The following is a 20,661-nucleotide window of genomic DNA, read 5'->3' as shown; positions in this document are numbered from 1 at the left end:
TTTTTCCCTCAGGGTGCCGATAACGATTAAAAGGCCAGCATTTCTCTTGAGGGTAGAATGGATAATTTCCAGAAAGATATTGATGACAGGGCGAACCTGACCCAGTCCAACCGTTTTGAACTGTTGCTGTTCCGTCTTGGCACCTCTCTGAACGAAAATAAATCCGAGCTGTTCGGCATCAACGTGTTCAAACTGCGCGAAATTGTGCCGATGCCGACCTTCACCAAACCAGCGGGAATGAAGTCTCCGCTGATGGGGATGGTAAATATTCGCGACCAGGTGATCCCGGTGATCGATCTGGCCGCCGTCGCCGGCTGCAAGCCAGCCACCGGGCTAAACATTTTGCTGATCACCGAATATGCCCGCAGCGTGCAGGCGTTTGCCGTGGAATCGGTGGAGAACATCATGCGTCTCGACTGGAAGCAGGTGCACGCCGCGGAAACCGCCGTCAGCGGTCGCTACATCACCAGCATTGCCTGTCTGGACGAAAAGACCGATACCAACGATCTGGCAATGGTGCTCGACGTGGAGCAGATCCTGTATGACATCACCCCGGCGAACCACGATCTGCACGCCACCCATCTGGAAACCACCAAATTCAACATCAAGCCTGGCTCTGTCGCGATTGTTGCTGAAGACTCGAAAGTAGCGCGCTCAATGCTGGAGAAGGGATTGCAGGCAATGGAGATCCCGGCTCAGCTACATATCACCGGCAAAGACGCATGGGAGAAAATCACTCAGCTGGCCGCGCAGGCTCAGGCTGAGGGCGTCCCCGTTACCGATAAGATTGCCCTGGTATTAACCGACCTCGAAATGCCGGAGATGGACGGCTTTACGCTGACGCGCAAAATCAAAACTGACCCGGTACTGAAAGATATTCCGGTGGTGATCCACTCGTCTCTTTCCGGCAACGCGAACGAAGATCATATACGCAAAGTGAAGGCTGACGGCTATGTGGCGAAGTTTGAGCTGAATGAGCTGTCGTCGGTGATTGAAGAGGTGCTGGACCGCTCGATGAAGAAGATTGACGGGCCGCTTATAAGCAGGAAGCAGTTAGCTTAGTCGGGTGGCGCTTCGCTTACCCGACCTACAAGACCCTTAGGCCCTGCAAGCGTAGCGCCGCTGGGCAATAAAAAACCCGCCGAGGCGGGTTTTTTGCTTTTACATCAGCGGCATCGCGCGCTGCACAATCTCAATCAGCGGCTGCGGATAGATACCGAAGATTAGCACCAGAAGCGCGGAGATCAGCACCACGATCCCCCCGGCGCTGTACTGCCAGTTGGACGGTGCATCACGGTTGAGCTGCTGAGGCGCGCTCAGGTACAGGCTCACAGCCACACGCAGGTAGTAGTAAAGACCAATCGCGGAGCCGATAACGACACCGGCAGTCAGCCACCACAGACCCGCCTGCACACCGACGGCCAGCACGTAGAACTTACCGATAAAGCCCAGCGTCATCGGGATACCCGCCAGAGAGAGCATCATCACGGTCATTACCGCAGACAGAATCGGACGGTGCCAGAACAGACCACGGTAGGAGAACAGGGAATCTGCATCCGGGCCACGGTACGGGCTGGACATCAGGCTCACCACGCCGAACGCGCCGAGACTGCTGAACAGGTAACCGGCCAGATACACACCCACGGTTTCCATCGACATCTCACCGCTTTGCAGCGCAATCAGCGCCACCAGCAGGTAGCCCAGATGGGAGATTGAGGAGTAGCCCAGCAGACGCTTAATGTTGGTCTGGCTCAGCGCCATCAGGTTACCGAAGATGATGGAGACGAACGCGATAATGCCCAGCACTACGCGAACCGCTTCGCTGTCACCCACCGGGGCGTACAGGAACAGACGCATGACCACGCCAAAGATAGCGATTTTACTCGCCGTCGCCAGGAAGGTAGAGACCGGCGCTGGCGCACCCTGATAAACGTCTGGCGTCCACAGGTGGAACGGCACCAGAGAGAGTTTAAAGCCAAGGCCTACAATCATCATGCCCAGACCCGCCAGCAGCAGCGGCTCATGCATCATGCCGTCGCCGAGGCTCTTGCCGAGCGCCAGGAAGGAGAGGTTACCCGTCTGTGCATACAGCAGCGCGATACCGAACAGCAGGAACGACGACGCAGCAGCGGACAAGATGGTGTACTTGATAGCCGCTTCCAGTGAGCGTTTCTGGCGGAAGGCGTAACCAATCAGGCCGAACAGCGGCAGTGAGATCAGCTCAATACCGAGGAACAGCGCGGCCATGTGGTTCGCGTTCGCCAGCAGAATGCCGCCCAGTGCGGCAATCAGTACCAGCAGGTAAAACTCTTCTTTGTTGTCGTTGTACCCTTCGAGCCACGGGTACGCAAAGGTACAGGTTGCCAGGCTCGCCAGCAGCACCAGACCGGTGTAGAGCATGGCGTAGCCGTCAACGCGCATCAGCGGCGTGACGTCCATTGCGCCCGCCTGGCCAACAAACCAGAGGGAGACTAACGCAGCGTTCAGACCCAGAACGGACAGGGTCGCATTCAGGAAGTGATTGCGTCGCCACGCAATGGAGAGCATCACAACCACCACCGTCAATCCGACGATCAGCAGCGGTAGCAGCGCGATCAGTTGTTGTGGAGTTATTGTCATGGCGAATTACGGCCTTGTAGTAGAAGCAGAATTAACAAACCACTGCTGGATGTTACCCATTGCGGAGTGCGAGGTATCCAGAATCGGCTGCGGATAGAAGCCCAGCAGCACCAGCAGTACGACCAGCAGCAGGATGATGGACAGCTCACGCAGCGACATCCCCGGCAGTTCTTTAGCAGCAATTTCGCTCTTCGCTTTACCGAAGTAGGCGCGGTGCAGCATCGCCAGCGAGTACACGGAGGCGAACACCAGACCAAAGGTGGAGATGACGGTAATCATCGGAACCACTTTGAAGCTGCCGAACAGAATCATAAATTCGCCAACGAAGTTACCGGTACCTGGCATACCCAGGGTGGCAACCGCGAAGAACATGGAGAGTGCAGGCAGCCATTTCATTTTGCCCCACAGGCCGCCCATCATACGCATGTCGCGGGTATGCAGACGTTCGTACAGCTGACCGCACAGGATGAAGAGACCGGCTGCGGACAGACCGTGCGCAATCATCTGAATCACCGCGCCCTGGTACGCCAGCTGGCTACCGGTGTAGATGGCAATCAGTACGAAGCCCATGTGGGAAACGGAGGTGTAAGCAATCAGACGTTTGATGTCGTACTGCGTGAAGGCCATCCATGCACCGTAGAAGATACCGATCACGCCAAGCCACATGGCAATCGGCGCAAACTCTGCGGAGGCGTTCGGGAACAGCGGCAGGGAGAAACGCAGCAGACCGTAGGCCGCCGTTTTCAGCAAGATACCCGCCAGGTCAACGGAACCCGCCGTTGGCGCCTGAGAGTGCGCGTCCGGCAGCCAGCCGTGCAGCGGAACCACCGGCATTTTCACCGCGAAGGCGATGAAGAAGCCGAGCATCAGCAGGTATTCCACACCGTGGGACATCGGGGTCTTCAGCAGATCTTCATAGTTGAAGGTCCAGACGCCGGTGGCGTTGTAATGCACAAACACCAGCGCCAGGATGGCAATCAACATCACCAGACCACTCGCCTGGGTGTAGATGAAGAACTTGGTGGCCGCCGTGATACGCGTTTTACCGTCGGATGCCTTGTGGCCCCACAGCGCGATCAGGAAGTACATCGGCACCAGCATCATCTCCCAGAAGAAGAAGAACAGGAACATGTCGATGGCCAGGAACACGCCGATAACGCCGCCCAGGATCCACATCAGGTTCAGGTGGAAGAAGCCCTGGTATTTTTCGATTTCTCGCCAGGAGCAGAGTACCGCCAGAACGCCGAGCAGACCGGTCAGCACGACCATCAGCAGCGACAGACCGTCAATCGCAAGGTGGATCGTGATACCGAAACGTGGGATCCACGGCAGAATGAACTCAGATTGCCACTGCGGAAGGCCCGCAGACTGGGTCAATGAGTAGCCACCCTGCAACCACAGTTGCAGGCCAAGCGCGAGCGTCAATCCCATGGTGATCAGCGCGATCCAGCGCGGCATCTTCACGCCAAAGCGTTCAGTCTGCCAGCACAGGAAGCCGCCGATGAAGGGAATTAATATTAGCCAGGGTAATAACATGGCGATTTTTATTCCTTGTTAAAGTCCCTCAGGGACCGATTTTCAACGAATTCGACAAAATTCACGTGTTAGTGCGGTTTGTGGTGTCGGGTGACGCTCACGCTTACCCGACCTACGGTCTCGTAGGCCCGGTAAGCGCAGCGCCACCGGGCAAAAACCACTATCGCAACACCATCAGCAGCGCCAGCACGACAACCGCACCGATGCTCATGGATGCCACATACCAGCGCAGATAGCCGTTCTCGCTGTACAGCAGGCCTTTACCTGCAAAGCGAGAGAGGATCGCCGGGATATTCATCAGGCTGTTCAGCGGATCGCGCTTCAACAGCCACGCAATGCCCAGGAACGGCTTCACGAAGATCATGTCGTACAGCCAGTCGAAGCCCCATGCGTTGTACCACCAGGTGCCCAGCAGACGGCCCGGCGCGCTGTTGGCAACGGCAGTCACCAGCGTGCGTTTGCCCAGCCACAGCCATGCGGCAATCAGGATGCCCGCGATAGCCACAACGCCGGAGGTGATTTCAAGCGTCAGAACGCGACCGTGCTCAAGCTCGGTTGTTGCCGGCAGTACGCCCTGCAACGGTGGCACAATCATCGCGCCAACGAAGGTGGAGAGTACCAGCAGCACAATCAGCGGCAGGTGGTGGGTAATCCCCTTCCCTGCGTGGGCGTGAATTTGTTCTTTACCGTGGAAGACGATGAAAATCATACGGAAGGTGTACAGGGAAGTCATAAACGCACCGACCAGACCCGCAACCATCAGATTGATATGACCATTCGCCATGGCACCCGCCAGGATTTCATCCTTACTGAAGAAGCCTGCGGTAATCAGCGGCAGTGCCGCCAGCGCCGCGCCGCCTACCAGGAAGCAGACATAGACCAGCGGGATGGACTTACGCAGTCCGCCCATTTTGAAGATATTCTGCTCGTGGTGGCAGGCCAGGATCACCGAACCGGATGAGAGGAACAGCAGCGCTTTAAAGAACGCGTGCGTCATCAGGTGGAAAATGGCTGCGTCCCACGCCTGAACGCCCAGCGCCAGGAACATGTAACCAATCTGGCTCATGGTGGAGTACGCGAGAACGCGTTTGATGTCGGTCTGCACCAGCGCGGCAAAGCCTGCCAGCACCAGCGTAACCGCACCGACGATACCCACCAGATGCAGAATTTCCGGGGTCATCAGGAACAGGCCATGGGTACGCGCAATCAGGTAGACACCGGCGGTGACCATGGTCGCGGCGTGGATCAGCGCGGAGACAGGGGTTGGACCCGCCATCGCGTCAGCAAGCCATGTCTGCAACGGCAGCTGTGCGGATTTACCCACAGCACCACCCAGCAGCATCAGCGTTGCCCACCACAGCATGTTGTTGCCTGCTTCGAAGTGCGCTGGCGCCAGTTCCACCATTTCGCGGAAGTTCAGCGTGCCCAGTTCGTTGTAGAGAATGAACAGCGCGAAAGCGAGGAAGACGTCACCCACGCGGGTCACGACGAACGCTTTCATGGCCGCTGCGCCATTCTTCGGATCGGTGTAGTAGAAACCGATCAGGAGGTAAGAGCACAGACCCACGCCTTCCCAGCCCAGATACATCAGCAGCAGGTTATCGGCCAGCACCAGAACCACCATGCTGGCGATAAACAGGTTGGTGTAGGCGAAGAAGCGGGAGTATCCCTCTTCACCGCGCATATACCAGGAGGCGAACATGTGGATCAGGAAGCCCACGCCGGTGACCACGGAGAGCATGGTCAGAGACAGACCATCCAGCACCAGGTTGAAACCGATGTTGAAGTTACCGACCGACATCCAGTTCCACAGCGGCACGCTGTAGGCCTGACGTCCATTGTTAAAGAAATCGATACCCGCATACGCTGTCACCAGCGCAGCCAGACCGATTGAGCCAATGCCCACGGTGGCAGACAGATTCTCAGACCAGCGGCCGCGAGAAAATGCCAGCAGCACGAAGCCAATCAGCGGAAAAATAATGGTTAAGGCAAGCATGTTCATCCACGCAACTCACTTACTGAATCGATGTTCAGGTTCTGGCGGCGACGATGGAGCTGCAGCAACAGCGCCAGGCCAATACTCGCTTCGGCAGCCGCGAGGCTGATGGCGAGAATGTACATCACCTGACCGTCGGCCTGGCCCCAGTAGCTGCCGGCGACCACAAAGGCCAGCGCGGAAGCGTTGATCATGATTTCCAGACCGATCAGCATAAACAGCAGATTGCGGCGGATAACCAGACCGGTTAAGCCCAGAACGAACAAAATCGCAGCGAGGATCAGTCCATGTGTTAAGGGGATCATGCGCGCTCCTCCGTTTTTCTTTTCGCACGGTCATCAGTGCGGTTGCTCAGCACCTCACCCACACGTTCTTCGCGACCGACGTGGAAGGCAACAACCAGGCCCGCCAGCAGCAGCATAGAGGCCAGTTCAACCGCCAGAACGTACGGACCAAACAGCGCAATACCAACAGCCTTGGCGCTGATTGGCGTGCCGTCAATGCCCTGGTCGTTAACGCCCAGAATAGCGTAAACAATCACCACCAGCATGATGGCCGACAAAATTGCCGGGCCAATCCACACCTGCGGTTTTAACCATTGACGTTCCTGCTCAATTTCAGAGCCGCCCAGGTTGAGCATCATCACCACGAACACGAACAGCACCATAATGGCACCCGCGTAGACGATAATTTCCAGCGCACCGGCGAAGTGCGCGCCCAGCGCAAAGAACACCCCGGAAATAGCCAGCAGCGAAATGATTAAATACAGCAACGCATGCACCGGATTGGTGTGCGTGATCACTCGCAGCGTAGCCAGGATGGCGATAAGGCCACAGATATAAAAAGCGAATTCCATTGCCCTCTCCTTACGGTAACAGGCTCTTGACGTCGATAGGCTTAGCTTCGTTCTCTGCTTCGCCCTTATCTTTGCCGTCGATTGCCATACCCGCCATCCGGTAGAAGTTATATTCCGGGTATTTGCCCGGACCGGAAATCAGCAGATCCTCTTTCTCGTACACCAGGTCCTGACGCTTGTACTCACCCAGCTCGAAGTCTGGAGTCAGCTGAATCGCCGTGGTTGGGCACGCTTCTTCACACAGACCGCAGAAAATGCAGCGTGAGAAGTTGATGCGGAAGAACTCAGGGTACCAGCGGCCGTCTACCGTCTCGGCTTTCTGCAGAGAGATACAGCCTACCGGACACGCTACCGCACACAGGTTACAGGCTACGCAGCGCTCGGAACCGTCCGGGTCGCGCGTCAGCACGATACGGCCACGGTAGCGCGGCGGCAGATATACCGGCTCTTCCGGATACATCCGGGTTTCGCGTTTGGCAAACGCGTGCAGGCCGATCATCCAGATACTGCGTACCTGGGTGCCAAAGCCTACGAGTAATTCTTTTAAGGTCATGATCTCAAAGCCCCTTATGGCTGCTGCCAGAGAATGACAGCCGCCGTTACCAACAAGTTGACGAGCGTCAGCGGCAGGCACACTTTCCAGCCGAAGGACATTACCTGGTCATAACGCGGACGCGGTAAGGACGCACGAATCAAAATGAACATCATCATGAAGAACGCGGTTTTCAGCGCGAACCAGATGAACGGCGGTAAGAACGGGCCATGCCAGCCACCAAAGAACAGCGTTACCATCAACGCGGAAATGGTGACGATACCGATGTACTCGCCCACGAAGAACAGACCGAATTTCATACCGGAATATTCAATGTGGTAACCGTCGGCCAGTTCCTGTTCGGCTTCTGGCTGGTCAAACGGGTGACGGTGACACACCGCCACGCCCGCGATAGCAAAGGTCACAAAACCAAAGAACTGCGGGATAACGTTCCAGATGTCGGCCTGGTTGTTGACGATGTCGGTCATGTTGAATGAACCGGCCTGCGCCACCACGCCCATCAGGGAGAGCCCCAGGAACACTTCGTAGCTCAGCGTCTGCGCGGAAGCACGCATCGCACCCAGCAGCGAGTATTTGTTGTTACTGGACCAGCCTGCGAACAGCACCGCGTACACCGCGAGGCCTGCCATCATCAGGAAGAACAGAATGCCGATGTTCAGGTCAGCCACCACCCAGGTCGGGCTGACGGGAACGATAGCAAACGCCAGCAGCAGCGAGGTAAAGGCGATCATCGGCGCCAGCGTAAAGATCACGCGGTCCGAGAAGCGCGGAACCCAGTCCTCTTTAAAGAACATCTTGATCATGTCCGCCACCAGCTGGAGTGAACCACCCCAGCCCACGCGGTTCGGTCCGTAACGGTTCTGGAACAGACCGAGCAGACGACGTTCACCAAAGCTCATGAACGCGCCGCAGGTGACGACCACCAGCAGAATGACGACCGCTTTCAGAATGCTCAGCAGGATGTCGATAAGATCCGGCGTTAACCAACTCATGCTTTTGCCTCCTGAAGGTTATCAAGATGCGCACCCGCCAGGACCGGCGCGATGCCAGGCATACCCATCGGCAGACCCACCTGCCCTGCTGACAGGCTTTCCGAAATAATCAGCGGCAGGCTGATTGTCTGGCCGTCGTAGCTAAAGGCAATGTTCGCACCCGCGTTAACGCCAAGCTTCGCGGCATCCGCCGGGTTGAGCTTGATGTACGGCTGCGGCATACGCTGCTGGAATACCGGAGAACGCTGGGACATTTCGTCGCTACCGAACAGATGGTAGTACGGCGCAATACGCCAGTGGCCTTCCTGAGCCTGGAAACGTTCCGGAACGGTAGAGAAGAAGTCCAGACCGGTTTCGGAGGCTTCAATCAGACGCACGCCCGGATCGCCGTGGCGCAGATGACCACCCACTTCAGCCTGGAATTTGTTCCATGCCTGTGGGGAGTTCCAGCCCGGTGCCCATGCAAACGGGATTTGCGAACGCGGCGCAGACGGCTGGTTGTTCCCTTCCATCGAGAAGGCGAACATGGTGTCTTTATCCTGCGGCTGACGCGGTTCGTGCACGCTGATATTGGCACGCATCGCAGTACGACCGCTGTAGCGGTGCGGCTCACGCGCCAGTTTCTGGCCGCGAATACGGAAGCTTGCGTCAGGCGCGGCGTCTTTAATGCCCGCCAGCTGAGGCAGTTTCTCAACAACCGCGTCGATAACGTGGTCGAGCTGCGTCCAGTCCACTTCACGGCTCTGCACGGTGCTGTGCAGAGAGTGCAGCCAGCGCCAGCTTTCCAGCATCACGGTGTTGCTGTCGTAGTAGGCCGGGTCATAAACCTGGAAGAAGCGCTGTGCGCGGCCTTCGTTGTTGATCACCGTCCCGTCGCTTTCTGCGAAGCTTGCAGCAGAGAGCACCAGGTGTGCTTTGTCCATGATCGCGGTGCGCTGATGGTCGATAACCATCACCAGCGGTGCTTTGGAGAGCGCGGCGTCAACGCGAGCGGCGGAAGCGTGGCGATGCAGGTCATTTTCCAGCACTACCACCGCATCAGCAGAACCGGATTCCAGTTCGCTTAACGCTTCTTCCAGCGAGCCGCCGCCAATCATGCCCAGTCCGATGCTGTTCACCGCACGGGCAATCATGGTCACACCGACGTCAGCGCCACGGCCCTTCAGGGCTTTGGCAACGTTCGCTGCGGCCTGAATGATTTCAGCGCTACCGGCGTTGGTACCGGAAATAATCAGAGGTTTCTTCGCCCCCGCCAGCGCCTGAGCAATCACGTCGACCTTGTTCTGCAGGTCGCGATCCAGTTCAACGGCCGGCGAGTTGCTGTCCAGCGCGTGGGCAATGGCAAAGCCGAGGCGCGCCTGATCTTCAACCGGCGCGCAGTAGGTCCACGCGGCGATATCGTCCAGACGGGTGTTGTCGACGTTAGTCACAAACAGAGGATGCTTCGCGCGCTGACCGATGTTGAGGATCGCCGCAATCTGCCAGTCAGCCACTTTCTGCGCCGCTGCCATTTCACGTGCTTTACCCTTCACCGCCTGACGAACCGCCAGAGCCGCGCGTGCGCCGGTCTGCGTCAGGTCTTCCCCGAGCACCAGAACCGCATCATAGGATTCGATTTCGCGCAGCGCAGGCGTATGTACACCGCCTTCACGCAGCACTTTCAGCACCAGTTGCAGACGTTCCTGCTCGCCATGGGCGATACCGGTATAGAAGTTTTCCGCCCCAACCAGCTCGCGCAGCGCGAAGTTGCTTTCGATGCTGGCGCGCGGGGAGCCGATGCCGATCACTTTCTTCGACTGACGCAGAATATCTGCCGCGCCCTGCATCGCCTGTTCAGCGTTGAGGGTAATGACGTCGTCGCCACGGCGCTGAACCGGCTGACGCGGACGGTCTTTCAGGTTCACATAACCATAGCCAAAACGACCGCGATCGCAGAGGAAGTAGTGGTTAACGGTACCGTTGTAACGGTTTTCGATACGACGCAGTTCACCGTAACGTTCACCCGGGCTGGTGTTACAGCCGAGGGAGCACTGCTGGCAGATGCTTGGCGCAAACTGCATGTCCCATTTACGGTTGTAACGCTCGGAGTGGGTTTTATCCGTGAACACGCCGGTCGGGCAGATTTCTACCAGGTTACCGGAGAATTCGCTTTCAAGCGTACCGTCTTCCGGACGACCAAAGTAAACGTTGTCATGCGCGCCATACACGCCCAGATCCTGACCGTCTGCATAATCTTTGTAGTAACGCACGCAGCGGTAGCAGGCGATGCAGCGGTTCATTTCGTGAGAGATGAACGGCCCCAGATCCTGATTTCGGTGGGTACGCTTGGTAAAGCGATAGCGACGGAAGCTGTGACCAGTCATGACGGTCATATCCTGAAGGTGGCAGTTACCACCCTCCTCACACACCGGACAGTCGTGTGGGTGGTTGGTCATCAACCACTCCACTACGCTTTCGCGGAACTGTTTGGCTTCTTCGTCATCAATCGAAATAAAAGTGCCTTCGGTGGCTGGCGTCATACAGGACATCACCAGTCGACCACGCGTGTCTTCCGCGTTTTGATATTGCTTCACCGCACACTGGCGGCAAGCACCGACGCTGCCCAGCGCCGGATGCCAGCAAAAGTACGGAATATCGAGGCCAAGAGACAGACAAGCTTCCAGCAGGTTGTCCGCCCCGTTGACTTCGTATTCTTTGCCGTCTACATGAATCGTAGCCATTAGCATGCTTCCAGTTGGCTCGGCCGAAACCGAGCGTTAATCAAAATTCTGTTTTTACCAGCGTGCTTTCAGCAGGTTCGGCTGAATACCATTGATAGAATGGGTATTGCTGAACGGCTGCTTGATGCCTGCTTCGAATTCGTCGCGGAAATATTTAATCGCGCTCTGCAGCGGCTCGACGGCACCCGGTGCGTGGGCACAGAAGGTTTTACCTGGCCCTAAGAATCGACACAGTTGCTCAAGTGTCTCGATATCGCCAGGCTGGCCTTCGCCACGTTCGATAGCGCGCAGGATCTTCACGCTCCACGGCAGACCGTCACGGCATGGTGTACACCAGCCGCAGGACTCGCGGGCGAAGAACTCTTCCAGGTTACGCACCAGGGATACCATGCCGATCTCGTGGTCGACGGCCATCGCCAGCGCGGTACCCAGACGGCTGCCTGCTTTACCAATGCTTTCGAACTCCATTGGCAGGTCAAGGTGGGCTTCGGTTAAGAAGTCTGTCCCTGCCCCACCCGGCTGCCAGGCTTTGAATTTCAGGCCATCGCGCATGCCGCCGGCGTAGTCTTCAAGAATTTCACGTGCGGTGGTGCCGAACGGCAGCTCCCAGACGCCAGGATTCTTCACGCGACCGGAGAAGCCCATCAGCTTGGTACCGGCATCTTTACTTGATGAGATGCCCTGATACCACTCCACGCCGTTCGCAAGGATAGCCGGAACGTTACACAGGGTTTCGACGTTGTTTACACAGGTCGGTTTACCCCACACGCCGGAGCTTGCCGGGAACGGTGGCTTGGAGCGCGGGTTCGCGCGGCGGCCTTCCAGGGAGTTAATCAGCGCGGTTTCTTCACCGCAGATATAACGCCCGGCACCGGTGTGCACGAACAGCTCGAAGTCAAACCCGGTGCCCAGGATGTTTTTACCCAGCAGACCGGCTTCAGTGGCTTCGGCAATCGCGCGACGCAGGTTTTCAGCCGCTTCGATGTATTCACCGCGCAGGAAGATATAGCCACGGTACGCTTTCAGCGCGAACGCGGAGATCAGCATGCCTTCCACCAGCAGGTGCGGCAGCTGTTCCATCAGCAGGCGGTCTTTATAGGTACCCGGCTCCATTTCATCGGCGTTACACAGCAGGTAACGGATGTTCATGGATTCATCTTTCGGCATCAGGCTCCACTTCAGACCGGTGGAGAAGCCCGCACCGCCGCGCCCTTTCAGGCCAGAATCTTTTACCGCATTAACGATGTCGTCTGGTGCCATGCCGCCGAGGGCTTTACGCGCACCGGCATAGCCGTTTTTGCTCTGATATTCGTCGAGCCAGACCGGCTGTTTGTCATCGCGCAGACGCCAGGTCAGCGGATGCGTCTCAGCAGTACGAATTACAGTTTTCATTTGTACTGCTCCAGCAGGTCAGGAATCGCTTCCGGCGTCAGATGGCTGTGAGTGTCCTCATCAATCATCATGGTCGGTCCCTTGTCGCAGTTACCCAGGCAGCAGGTTGGCAGCAGGGTAAAGCGTCCGTCGAACGTGGTCTGGCCCGGCTTAATATTAAGTTTCTTCTCAATCGCAGCCTGAATGCCCTGATAACCGGTAATGTGGCAGACAACGCTGTCACAGTAGCGGATCACATGGCGGCCGACCGGCTGACGAAAGATCTGGCTGTAGAACGTGGCTACGCCTTCTACGTCACTCGCCGGAATGCCCAGCACTTTTGCGATCTCATAGATCGCCCCATCCGGCACCCAACCACGCTGTTTCTGTACGATTTTCAGCGCTTCAATGGACGCCGCACGCGGGTCTTCGTAGTGGTGCATCTCGTGCTCAATGGCGGCACGCTCTGCTTCACTCAGCTCAAAAGCCTCGGTTTGTGGTTGTTGATTCTCGTGCATAATTAGCGGTCCACATCTGACATAACAAAATCGATACTACCCAGATACACAATCAGGTCGGAGACCAGACTGCCGCGAATGGCGGCCGGGATCTGCTGCAGGTGCGCAAAGCTTGGCGTACGCACGCGGGTACGGTAGCTCATGGTGCTGCCGTCGCTGGTGAGGTAGTAGCTGTTGATACCCTTGGTCGCTTCAATCATCTGGAAGGATTCTTGTGCCGGCATGACCGGGCCCCAGGAAACCTGCAAGAAGTGGGTGATCAGGGTTTCGATATGTTGCAGCGTGCGCTCTTTCGGTGGCGGCGTCGTCAGCGGGTGATCCGCCTTGAACGGGCCTTCCGGCATGTTGTTGAGGCACTGCTCAAGGATGCGCAGGCTCTGGCGCAGCTCTTCCACTTTCAGCATCACGCGGGTGTAGCAGTCGGAAACGCCGCCGCCAACCGGGACTTCAAAGTCGAAGTTCTCGTAGCCAGAGTAAGGACGGGCTTTACGCACGTCGAAATCAATACCGGTTGCGCGCAGGCCAGCACCTGTGGTTCCCCACTCCAGCGCCTCTTTCGCGCCGTAGGCAGCAACGCCCTGGGAGCGGCCTTTCAGGATGGAGTTACGCAGCGCGGCTTTCTCGTAAGACGCCAGACGTTTCGGCATCCAGTCGAGGAATTCACGCAGCAGGCGGTCCCAGCCGCGCGGCAGATCGTGCGCCACGCCGCCGATGCGGAACCAGGCTGGGTGCATACGGAAACCGGTAATCGCTTCCACCAGATCGTAAATTTTCTGACGGTCGGTAAAGGCGAAGAAGACCGGCGTCATCGCGCCGACGTCCTGAATGAACGTGGAGATGTACAGCAGGTGGCTGTTAATACGGAACAGTTCAGACAGCATCACGCGAATCACGTTAACGCGATCCGGGACGGTGATGCCTGCCAGTTTCTCAACGGCCAGCACGTATGGCATCTCGTTTACGCAGCCGCCGAGGTATTCGATACGGTCGGTATACGGAATGTAGCTGTGCCAGGACTGACGCTCGCCCATCTTCTCAGCACCACGGTGGTGGTAGCCAATGTCAGGCACGCAGTCGACAATCTCTTCGCCGTCAAGCTGAAGAATAATACGGAATGCACCGTGCGCAGACGGGTGGTTTGGACCGAGGTTAAGGAACATGAAGTCCTCGTTTTCGGTGCCGCGCTTCATGCCCCAGTCTTCCGGCTTGAAGGTCAGCGCTTCCATCTCCAGATCCTGCTTGGCTTTGGTCAGCTCAAACGGGTCGAATTCGGTGGCGCGTGCCGGGTAGTCTTTACGCAGCGGGTGGCCGGTCCAGGTCTGCGGCATCATGATGCGCGTCAGATGGGGGTGGCCGTCGAAGGTCATGCCGAACATTTCCCAGGTTTCACGCTCGTACCAGTTAGCGTTCGGGAAAAGTTTGGTGATCGTCGGCAGATGCATGTCGTTTTCAGACAATGCCACCTTGAGCATGATATCCGTGTTGCGGTCTATTGAGATCAGGTGGTAGAAAACGGAAAAATCCGCAGCAGGGAGACCCTGGCGGTGCGTTCTCAGACGTTCGTCCATGCCGTGTAAGTCAAACAGCATGACGTAAGGTTTTGGCAATTTCTTGAGGAAATCGACAACTTCCAGTAATTGCTCACGCTTCACCCAAACAACGGGTACCCCGGTGCGGGTGGCCTGAACAGTAAAGGCATCCGGCCCAAAACGGTTGCGCAGTTCGCCAATGACGGGGTCATCGAGATGATCCCGGGTCTGCCAGGCGGCTTCTTGCGCGGTTAAGTCGGTCATATTGTTCACCATTGCAAATGGTCCGTGGTGACTGTTAAGCCTGGCTTCGCGCTATTTGAGTAGTGATATGCGAAGGTGTTCTCCAGGCCCACAGGCGCAAATTAAATTTCGTCAGGCGTACGCAGGTTGGTGACGGCAATACGTTCACCACGTTTACGCTCGCGCTCAGACTGCATGTTCGCGCGATAGACACCTTGATCGCCAACAACCCAGGAGAGCGGACGGCGTTCTTTACCGATTGACTCCTGCAGCAGCATCAGCGCCTGCATATAGGCCTCTGGACGCGGCGGACAGCCCGGGATGTACACATCCACCGGAATGAACTTATCAACGCCCTGCACAACGGAATAAATGTCGTACATACCGCCGGAGTTTGCACATGCGCCCATGGAGATTACCCATTTTGGCTCCAGCATCTGGTCATAAAGACGCTGAATAACCGGTGCCATCTTGGTAAAGCAGGTCCCGGCCACCACCATCAGGTCAGCCTGACGTGGAGAAGCACGCAGTACCTCGGCCCCAAAACGCGCAACGTCATGCACCGCAGTGAATGACGTCACCATTTCAACGTAGCAGCAAGAAAGGCCAAAGTTGTATGGCCAGATGGAGTTCTTACGACCCCAGTTGACCATATCGTGCATGGCATGTTCGAGCTTGCCCATGTACACGCTTTTGTTGACTTCTTGCTCCAGGGGGTCGGTTACGATCTCCTGTTTTTGCAGGGGGTAACGGTCATTCTCACCGTTAGGATCTATGCGGGTGAGCGTATAATCCATCTTATTGCCTCGCTGTTACTGCTGACGATTAGAGATACTGTTTTCCGGGTTGATGTGTTCACGGCGTGAACGCACAGGTGTCCAGTCCAGCGCGCCAATACGCACCAGATAAACCAGACCGGCCAGTAACACTAAAATGAAAATTGCGGCCTCGACAAAGCCCACCCAACCACTTTCGCGAATGGAGGTAGACCACGCGAAGAGGTAAAGCGCTTCCACGTCGAAAATGACGAAGAACATGGCTACCAGGTAGAACTTGGCAGACAGGCGTAAGCGAGCGGTACCTACTGAATCAATACCTGATTCGAAAGGTGTGTTCTTGTGCCTTGCGCGGGCGCGACCGCCCAGGAACCAGCCGCCGACTAACATCAGGCAGCACAGGCCAATGGCTACAATAAGAAAGATTGCGAATGCCCAGTGATGAGCGATGACTTCTGTGGATGTTGACATACTCATTGCTTACTCATCAAAAGTGATACCGACGACACTGCTCTTGCTGGCAGATGGGCATCACATCGATTCATGGGGAGGAACAAAATAACCTTACACTAACTGTCAGAAATGAGACATAGACAGCAAAATGATGGGGTTTTTTACTCCTTTCTATAACCTTTTGTCAACTTTAACAAAGGTTTCTTCACATTAAATTACAACGTGCGATTCTCATTAACATTTGGTGCCCTTTAACCCTGGTGGGTACATGACTTTACGTCAAATGCATCTTGTTGAATCGTGTCCGTTTTGGAAGTAAAAAAAATAACCCTCCTATTTTGACAGGATTTGCCAACGATTCCTCCCCCCAAATGGGAGTATTTTCTTGATCTGAGACACGCTTTTGTTAATTCAATCAAAAAAACAGCAACATATTTCCTGTTTTTTTAACATCGGCGGGGTATTAGGCGAGTTAGAAGAGGTATCGTTTACAACTTAACCAAAAGCATTTTCTGCATTGATAAATAAGCGGTATTTGCTTTAACCCTGCTCCGTTCGCGGTTATGAATAGCAAAAAAAACCACTCGCAGGAAAAAATCATGCGAGTGGCTCTTTTTTGCACTTACATTTTGTTACGAGAATTTTGGGGGAATGATCACTCAAAATCCCTTTCCACAATCAGGGAGTCATCCCCTCCTTCCGGAGTAACAGGCGCGTACTGCCATGGATTGTGATAGTTTTCCATTGCCTCGAATACCACTTTCGCTAGCTCGTTGTTGCTGGCGGCATTATGGCACAGCAGGTACTCCGTATCCGGCAACGACGGGAGTCCCTCAGATTGACCCAGCACACGCAGATCGGGGCTCATCATCTCCACCGGACGGGCTGTTACGCCAAGTCCGGCCTTCACTGCCGCTCGTACCGCAGGCAACGTTGACGCAACGTACGCCAGGCGCCACGGAATACTGGCTTCGTTGAGCGCAGTCAGCACCATATCGCGGAACGGACTAGGATCGTCCAGCAGGACCAGGGGTATTGGCTCACCTTTTTGCAATACGTACTCCGCGGCACAGTACCAGTGCGTAGGAGAAGTACGCAGCGTCAGGCAGTCATACTGGCCAGGTCGATGCGTGGTGACCACCAGGTCAACCTCGTTTTCTTTCAGCATCTCAACCATGAAGGCATTGCGTTTAACGCTAACGTCCAGGGCAAGCTTCGGATAAACCGAGCTAATACGGTTGAGAAGGAAGGGCAAAATGGTATCTGCTGATTCATCTGACGCCCCTAATGTTAACACTCCCTGAAGGTTGCTAAACATTAATGACATACAGGCTTCATCATTAAAGCGCAGTATCTTTCTGGCATAACCCAGAAGCTGAATACCATGTTCTGTTAAAAGCTTATTACGTCCATGACGCGCAAAAAGCTCTTTACCAACCAGTTGTTCCAGCCGCTGCATTTGCTGACTCACGGCGGACTGGGTACGGCAAACGGCGGCAGCAGCTGCTGCAAAAGTGTTGAGATCGGCGACCGCAACAAACGTTCTCAGCAGATCGAGGTCGAGATTCATTATCGGACGATTTGCATTTATCATATCTTTTCACTTTCAGGTTGCTCGTGCGGAGCTGCCCGGGTTGAAGCTGTGTGTAACAGTTAAGCAATTCCTTCTGAAGAGTTTCCCTCGCGTCCCGGCCCGGCAGACTGCCTGACAGATAGTTATTGTACTTTGGTATATCAACAGTCAGAAATCACGTTTCATGACGTTATTTTTATTCTCTTGCGTTCAGGATATTTCGTTATCTGAAGGTAGATGTAAATTCCATTAAGAGTAAGACATGTTTTCTGCCATCTATATCGCGGCGTTGCCAGCGTAGCAAGATGTGACTTACCCAATCAGCCAGAGATTACTTTAACAATAACAATCGATTAATACAGGAAGGCAGAAGCTGATATACGTAACAGGCCTATCGCTACGCTGCATTCCCAAAACACATCTTAACCCAAATCCACTATATTTATAAGTCTTATTGCAATATAACGGATTTAACGCCAATGATAAGCAACTACACTCTTTTTATTAAAATTAACGAAAGTTGCATTTTCGTCGTTAATAATAAATAAAGTTTAATTTAGATTCAGGCCATTCATTAATAACACTTAACATTAATTTCACATGAGTAACTTTTAACCTGGCTTTGCTAATAGAGCAAACTGTATCTCAGCATTCAGGTTTTACGAATGGTCACTCAGGGGGACTAACGCTTCAGCCCGGATCGTCTTTTTATTTAAATCAGAATAATATTAATATTTATGTGAAACTTTCAGCATAAAAAACCCAACAATAAGCGTTTTCACGGTAATTTCAGGCGCAAAATCACTCCATCATTAGATTAAGCAATCACAGCAGTGCTGCCTGGTTGGACAAAATCTTCTTCTGTGCGCCCTTCAAAACGAAGCGCGGTGGGAGTACATTGTTCCGTGCTGCTTCCACGGCAGGAAGTTGCAATAATAGCGAAAAGGTTAAAGGTTCATGTCCCCTATCGAAAAATCCAGCAAGCTCGACAACGTCTGTTACGACATCCGTGGCCCGGTACTCAAAGAGGCAAAACGCCTTGAAGAGGAAGGCAATAAGGTTCTGAAACTCAACATCGGCAACCCCGCGCCATTTGGTTTTGAAGCGCCGGATGAGATCCTGGTGGATGTGATCCGTAACCTGCCCACTGCACAAGGCTACTGCGATTCAAAAGGGCTCTACTCCGCCCGTAAAGCCATTATGCAGCACTACCAGGCTCGCGGTATGCGCGACGTCACCGTTGAAGATATCTACATTGGCAACGGTGTCTCGGAGCTGATCGTTCAGGCGATGCAGGCGCTCCTGAACAGCGGCGATGAAATGCTGGTTCCCGCTCCAGACTATCCGCTGTGGACGGCTGCGGTATCGCTCTCCAGCGGTAAAGCTGTGCACTATCTTTGCGATGAATCGTCGGACTGGTTCCCGGATCTGGATGACATTCGCGCCAAAATAACACCGCGCACCCGGGGAATCGTGATCATTAACCCGAATAACCCGACGGGCGCGGTCTATTCAAAAGAGCTGCTGATGGAGATCGTCGAGATCGCCCGCCTGCACAACCTGATCATCTTTGCCGACGAGATTTACGACAAGATCCTGTACGACGCGGCGCAGCACCACTCTATCGCCGCGCTGGCGCCCGATCTGCTGACGGTCACCTTTAACGGACTGTCTAAAACTTACCGCGTTGCAGGTTTCCGTCAGGGCTGGATGGTACTGAACGGTCCGAAAAAACATGCGAAAGGCTACATTGAAGGGCTGGAGATGCTGGCATCCATGCGTCTGTGCGCCAACGTACCGGCGCAACATGCGATCCAGACAGCACTCGGGGGCTATCAAAGCATCAGCGAGTTTATCGTTCCAGGCGGCCGCCTCTATGAACAGCGCAACCGTGCATGGGAATTAATTAATGATATTCCGGGCGTCTCCTGCGTGAAGCCTAACGGCGCGCTGTATATGTTCCCGAAAATCGACGCGAAGCGCTTCAATATTCACGACGACCAGAAAATGGTGCTCGACTTCCTGTTGCAGGAAAAAGTGCTGCTGGTTCAGGGGACGGCGTTTAACTGGCCGTGGCCGGATCACGTGCGTATTGTAACCCTGCCGCGCGAAGACGATCTCGAAATGGCCATCAGCCGCTTCGGACGATTCCTCTCGGGGTACCATCAGTAACGCTGACTTTCCGCCGGGTGGCGCTGCGCTTACCCGGCCTGTAACATCTGCAAATTTGCATCTTCCCTCCCCTCCCCGCACAATGAAGTCCGTCGCAGTGAAGACATAAGGTAACCTATGAGTCAGAGTCATTTCTTTGCCCACCTCTCCCGCCTGAAACTCATCAACCGCTGGCCGCTGATGCGCAACGTGCGCACTGAAAATGTGTCTGAGCACAGTTTGCAGGTTGCCATGGTCGCTCATGCGCTGGCAGCAATTAAAAACCGCAAATTCAACGGGCAGGTTAATGCCGAACGTATCGCCCTGCTGGCGTTGTACCACGATGCATCGGAAGTGCTGACCGGGGATCTGCCTACGCCGGTGAAATATTTCAACTCGCAGATTGCCCAGGAATATAAGGCCATTGAGAAGATTGCCCAGCAGAAGCTGATCGACATGGTGCCTGATGAGCTGCGTGATATCTTCGGGCCACTGATCGACGAGCATCAGTATACGGAAGAGGAGAAATCCCTGGTTAAGCAGGCCGATGCGCTGTGCGCCTACCTGAAATGTCTGGAAGAGTTATCCGCGGGGAATAACGAGTTCCTGCTGGCGAAAACGCGCCTGGAGAAAACGCTCGACTCCCGCCGTAGCGAAGAGATGGATTACTTTATGCAGGTGTTTGTGCCGAGCTTCCATTTGTCGCTGGATGAGATCAGTCAGGATTCACCGCTGTAGTTTTTCGCCCAGCGGCGCTGCGCTTGCAGGGCCTACG

The 20,661-nt window shown here is 55.2% G+C and carries 17 protein-coding genes; 3 read left to right on the top strand and 14 right to left on the bottom strand.

The annotated features are described in order from the left end of the window. The first annotated feature begins 57 nt into the window (after positions 1-57). Positions 58-1,062: a chemotaxis protein gene (locus IM282_RS10675; protein ID WP_022648824.1), complete on the top strand. Its 1,005-nt coding sequence runs from the start codon at positions 58-60 to the stop codon at positions 1,060-1,062. 99 nt (positions 1,063-1,161) lie between these two features. On the opposite strand, the gene nuoN is transcribed toward IM282_RS10675, so the two are convergent. The 14 genes from nuoN to lrhA form a co-directional block, all read right to left on the bottom strand. Further along, positions 1,162-2,619 (bottom strand): NADH-quinone oxidoreductase subunit NuoN, encoded by a 1,458-nt coding sequence (nuoN, locus tag IM282_RS10670; RefSeq protein ID WP_022648825.1) that lies wholly within the window; start codon positions 2,617-2,619, stop codon positions 1,162-1,164. Between the two features lie 6 nt (positions 2,620-2,625). Continuing rightward, complete coding sequence (nuoM, locus tag IM282_RS10665) at positions 2,626-4,155, bottom strand: NADH-quinone oxidoreductase subunit M (protein ID WP_023300624.1); 1,530 nt, start codon at positions 4,153-4,155, stop codon at positions 2,626-2,628. Between the two features lie 160 nt (positions 4,156-4,315). Beyond that, positions 4,316-6,157, bottom strand: a complete 1,842-nt coding sequence (gene nuoL / locus IM282_RS10660; protein ID WP_022648827.1) for an NADH-quinone oxidoreductase subunit L — start codon at positions 6,155-6,157, stop codon at positions 4,316-4,318. Continuing rightward, complete coding sequence (nuoK, locus tag IM282_RS10655; RefSeq protein WP_006176506.1) at positions 6,154-6,456, bottom strand: NADH-quinone oxidoreductase subunit NuoK; 303 nt, start codon at positions 6,454-6,456, stop codon at positions 6,154-6,156. The genes nuoL and nuoK overlap by 4 nt, the downstream gene beginning before the upstream one ends. Beyond that, positions 6,453-7,007: an NADH-quinone oxidoreductase subunit J gene (gene nuoJ / locus IM282_RS10650; protein ID WP_006176507.1), complete on the bottom strand. Its 555-nt coding sequence runs from the start codon at positions 7,005-7,007 to the stop codon at positions 6,453-6,455. The genes nuoK and nuoJ overlap by 4 nt, the downstream gene beginning before the upstream one ends. 10 nt (positions 7,008-7,017) lie before the next feature. Then, complete coding sequence (nuoI, locus tag IM282_RS10645) at positions 7,018-7,560, bottom strand: NADH-quinone oxidoreductase subunit NuoI (RefSeq protein ID WP_003861491.1); 543 nt, start codon at positions 7,558-7,560, stop codon at positions 7,018-7,020. A gap of 14 nt (positions 7,561-7,574) precedes the next feature. Next, on the bottom strand, positions 7,575-8,552 hold the full coding sequence (nuoH, locus tag IM282_RS10640) for an NADH-quinone oxidoreductase subunit NuoH (RefSeq protein WP_022648828.1): 978 nt from the start codon (positions 8,550-8,552) through the stop codon (positions 7,575-7,577). Beyond that, positions 8,549-11,272, bottom strand: a complete 2,724-nt coding sequence (nuoG, locus tag IM282_RS10635; protein ID WP_171936041.1) for an NADH-quinone oxidoreductase subunit NuoG — start codon at positions 11,270-11,272, stop codon at positions 8,549-8,551. Before nuoG ends, nuoH begins: the two co-directional genes overlap by 4 nt. 54 nt (positions 11,273-11,326) lie before the next feature. Beyond that, positions 11,327-12,664 carry an NADH-quinone oxidoreductase subunit NuoF gene (nuoF, locus tag IM282_RS10630; RefSeq protein WP_006811381.1) on the bottom strand — a complete coding sequence of 446 codons (1,338 nt, stop codon included), beginning with the start codon at positions 12,662-12,664 and terminating at the stop codon, positions 11,327-11,329. Next, positions 12,661-13,161, bottom strand: a complete 501-nt coding sequence (gene nuoE / locus IM282_RS10625) for an NADH-quinone oxidoreductase subunit NuoE (protein ID WP_006176513.1) — start codon at positions 13,159-13,161, stop codon at positions 12,661-12,663. The genes nuoF and nuoE overlap by 4 nt, the downstream gene beginning before the upstream one ends. Before the next feature lie 2 nt (positions 13,162-13,163). Beyond that, a complete protein-coding gene (gene nuoC, locus IM282_RS10620; RefSeq protein ID WP_003861484.1) occupies positions 13,164-14,966 on the bottom strand; it encodes an NADH-quinone oxidoreductase subunit C/D in 1,803 nt (600 codons plus the stop codon). Between the two features lie 89 nt (positions 14,967-15,055). Next, positions 15,056-15,730, bottom strand: a complete 675-nt coding sequence (gene nuoB, locus IM282_RS10615) for an NADH-quinone oxidoreductase subunit NuoB (protein ID WP_003861482.1) — start codon at positions 15,728-15,730, stop codon at positions 15,056-15,058. A 15-nt stretch (positions 15,731-15,745) separates the two neighbouring features. Continuing rightward, entirely contained in the window at positions 15,746-16,186 is a 441-nt protein-coding gene (gene nuoA, locus IM282_RS10610; protein ID WP_003861475.1) for an NADH-quinone oxidoreductase subunit NuoA, read from the bottom strand. Between the two features lie 631 nt (positions 16,187-16,817). Then, positions 16,818-17,756 (bottom strand): transcriptional regulator LrhA, encoded by a 939-nt coding sequence (gene lrhA / locus IM282_RS10605; RefSeq protein WP_032622483.1) that lies wholly within the window; start codon positions 17,754-17,756, stop codon positions 16,818-16,820. Between the two features lie 936 nt (positions 17,757-18,692). Between lrhA and alaA the strand changes: the two genes are divergently transcribed. Continuing rightward, positions 18,693-19,907, top strand: a complete 1,215-nt coding sequence (alaA, locus tag IM282_RS10600; RefSeq protein ID WP_022648831.1) for an alanine transaminase AlaA — start codon at positions 18,693-18,695, stop codon at positions 19,905-19,907. Positions 19,908-20,024: 117 nt separating this feature from the next. Continuing rightward, positions 20,025-20,624: a 5'-deoxynucleotidase gene (gene yfbR, locus IM282_RS10595; protein WP_022648832.1), complete on the top strand. Its 600-nt coding sequence runs from the start codon at positions 20,025-20,027 to the stop codon at positions 20,622-20,624. The last annotated feature ends 37 nt before the right edge of the window (positions 20,625-20,661 follow it).

This window comes from Enterobacter cloacae complex sp. P29RS (assembly GCF_014893445.1).
GTDB classification, from domain to species: Bacteria; Pseudomonadota; Gammaproteobacteria; order Enterobacterales; family Enterobacteriaceae; genus Enterobacter; species Enterobacter intestinihominis.
Note: the sequence above shows the minus strand (reverse complement) of the source record. Positions and strands in the feature narration are given on the sequence as shown.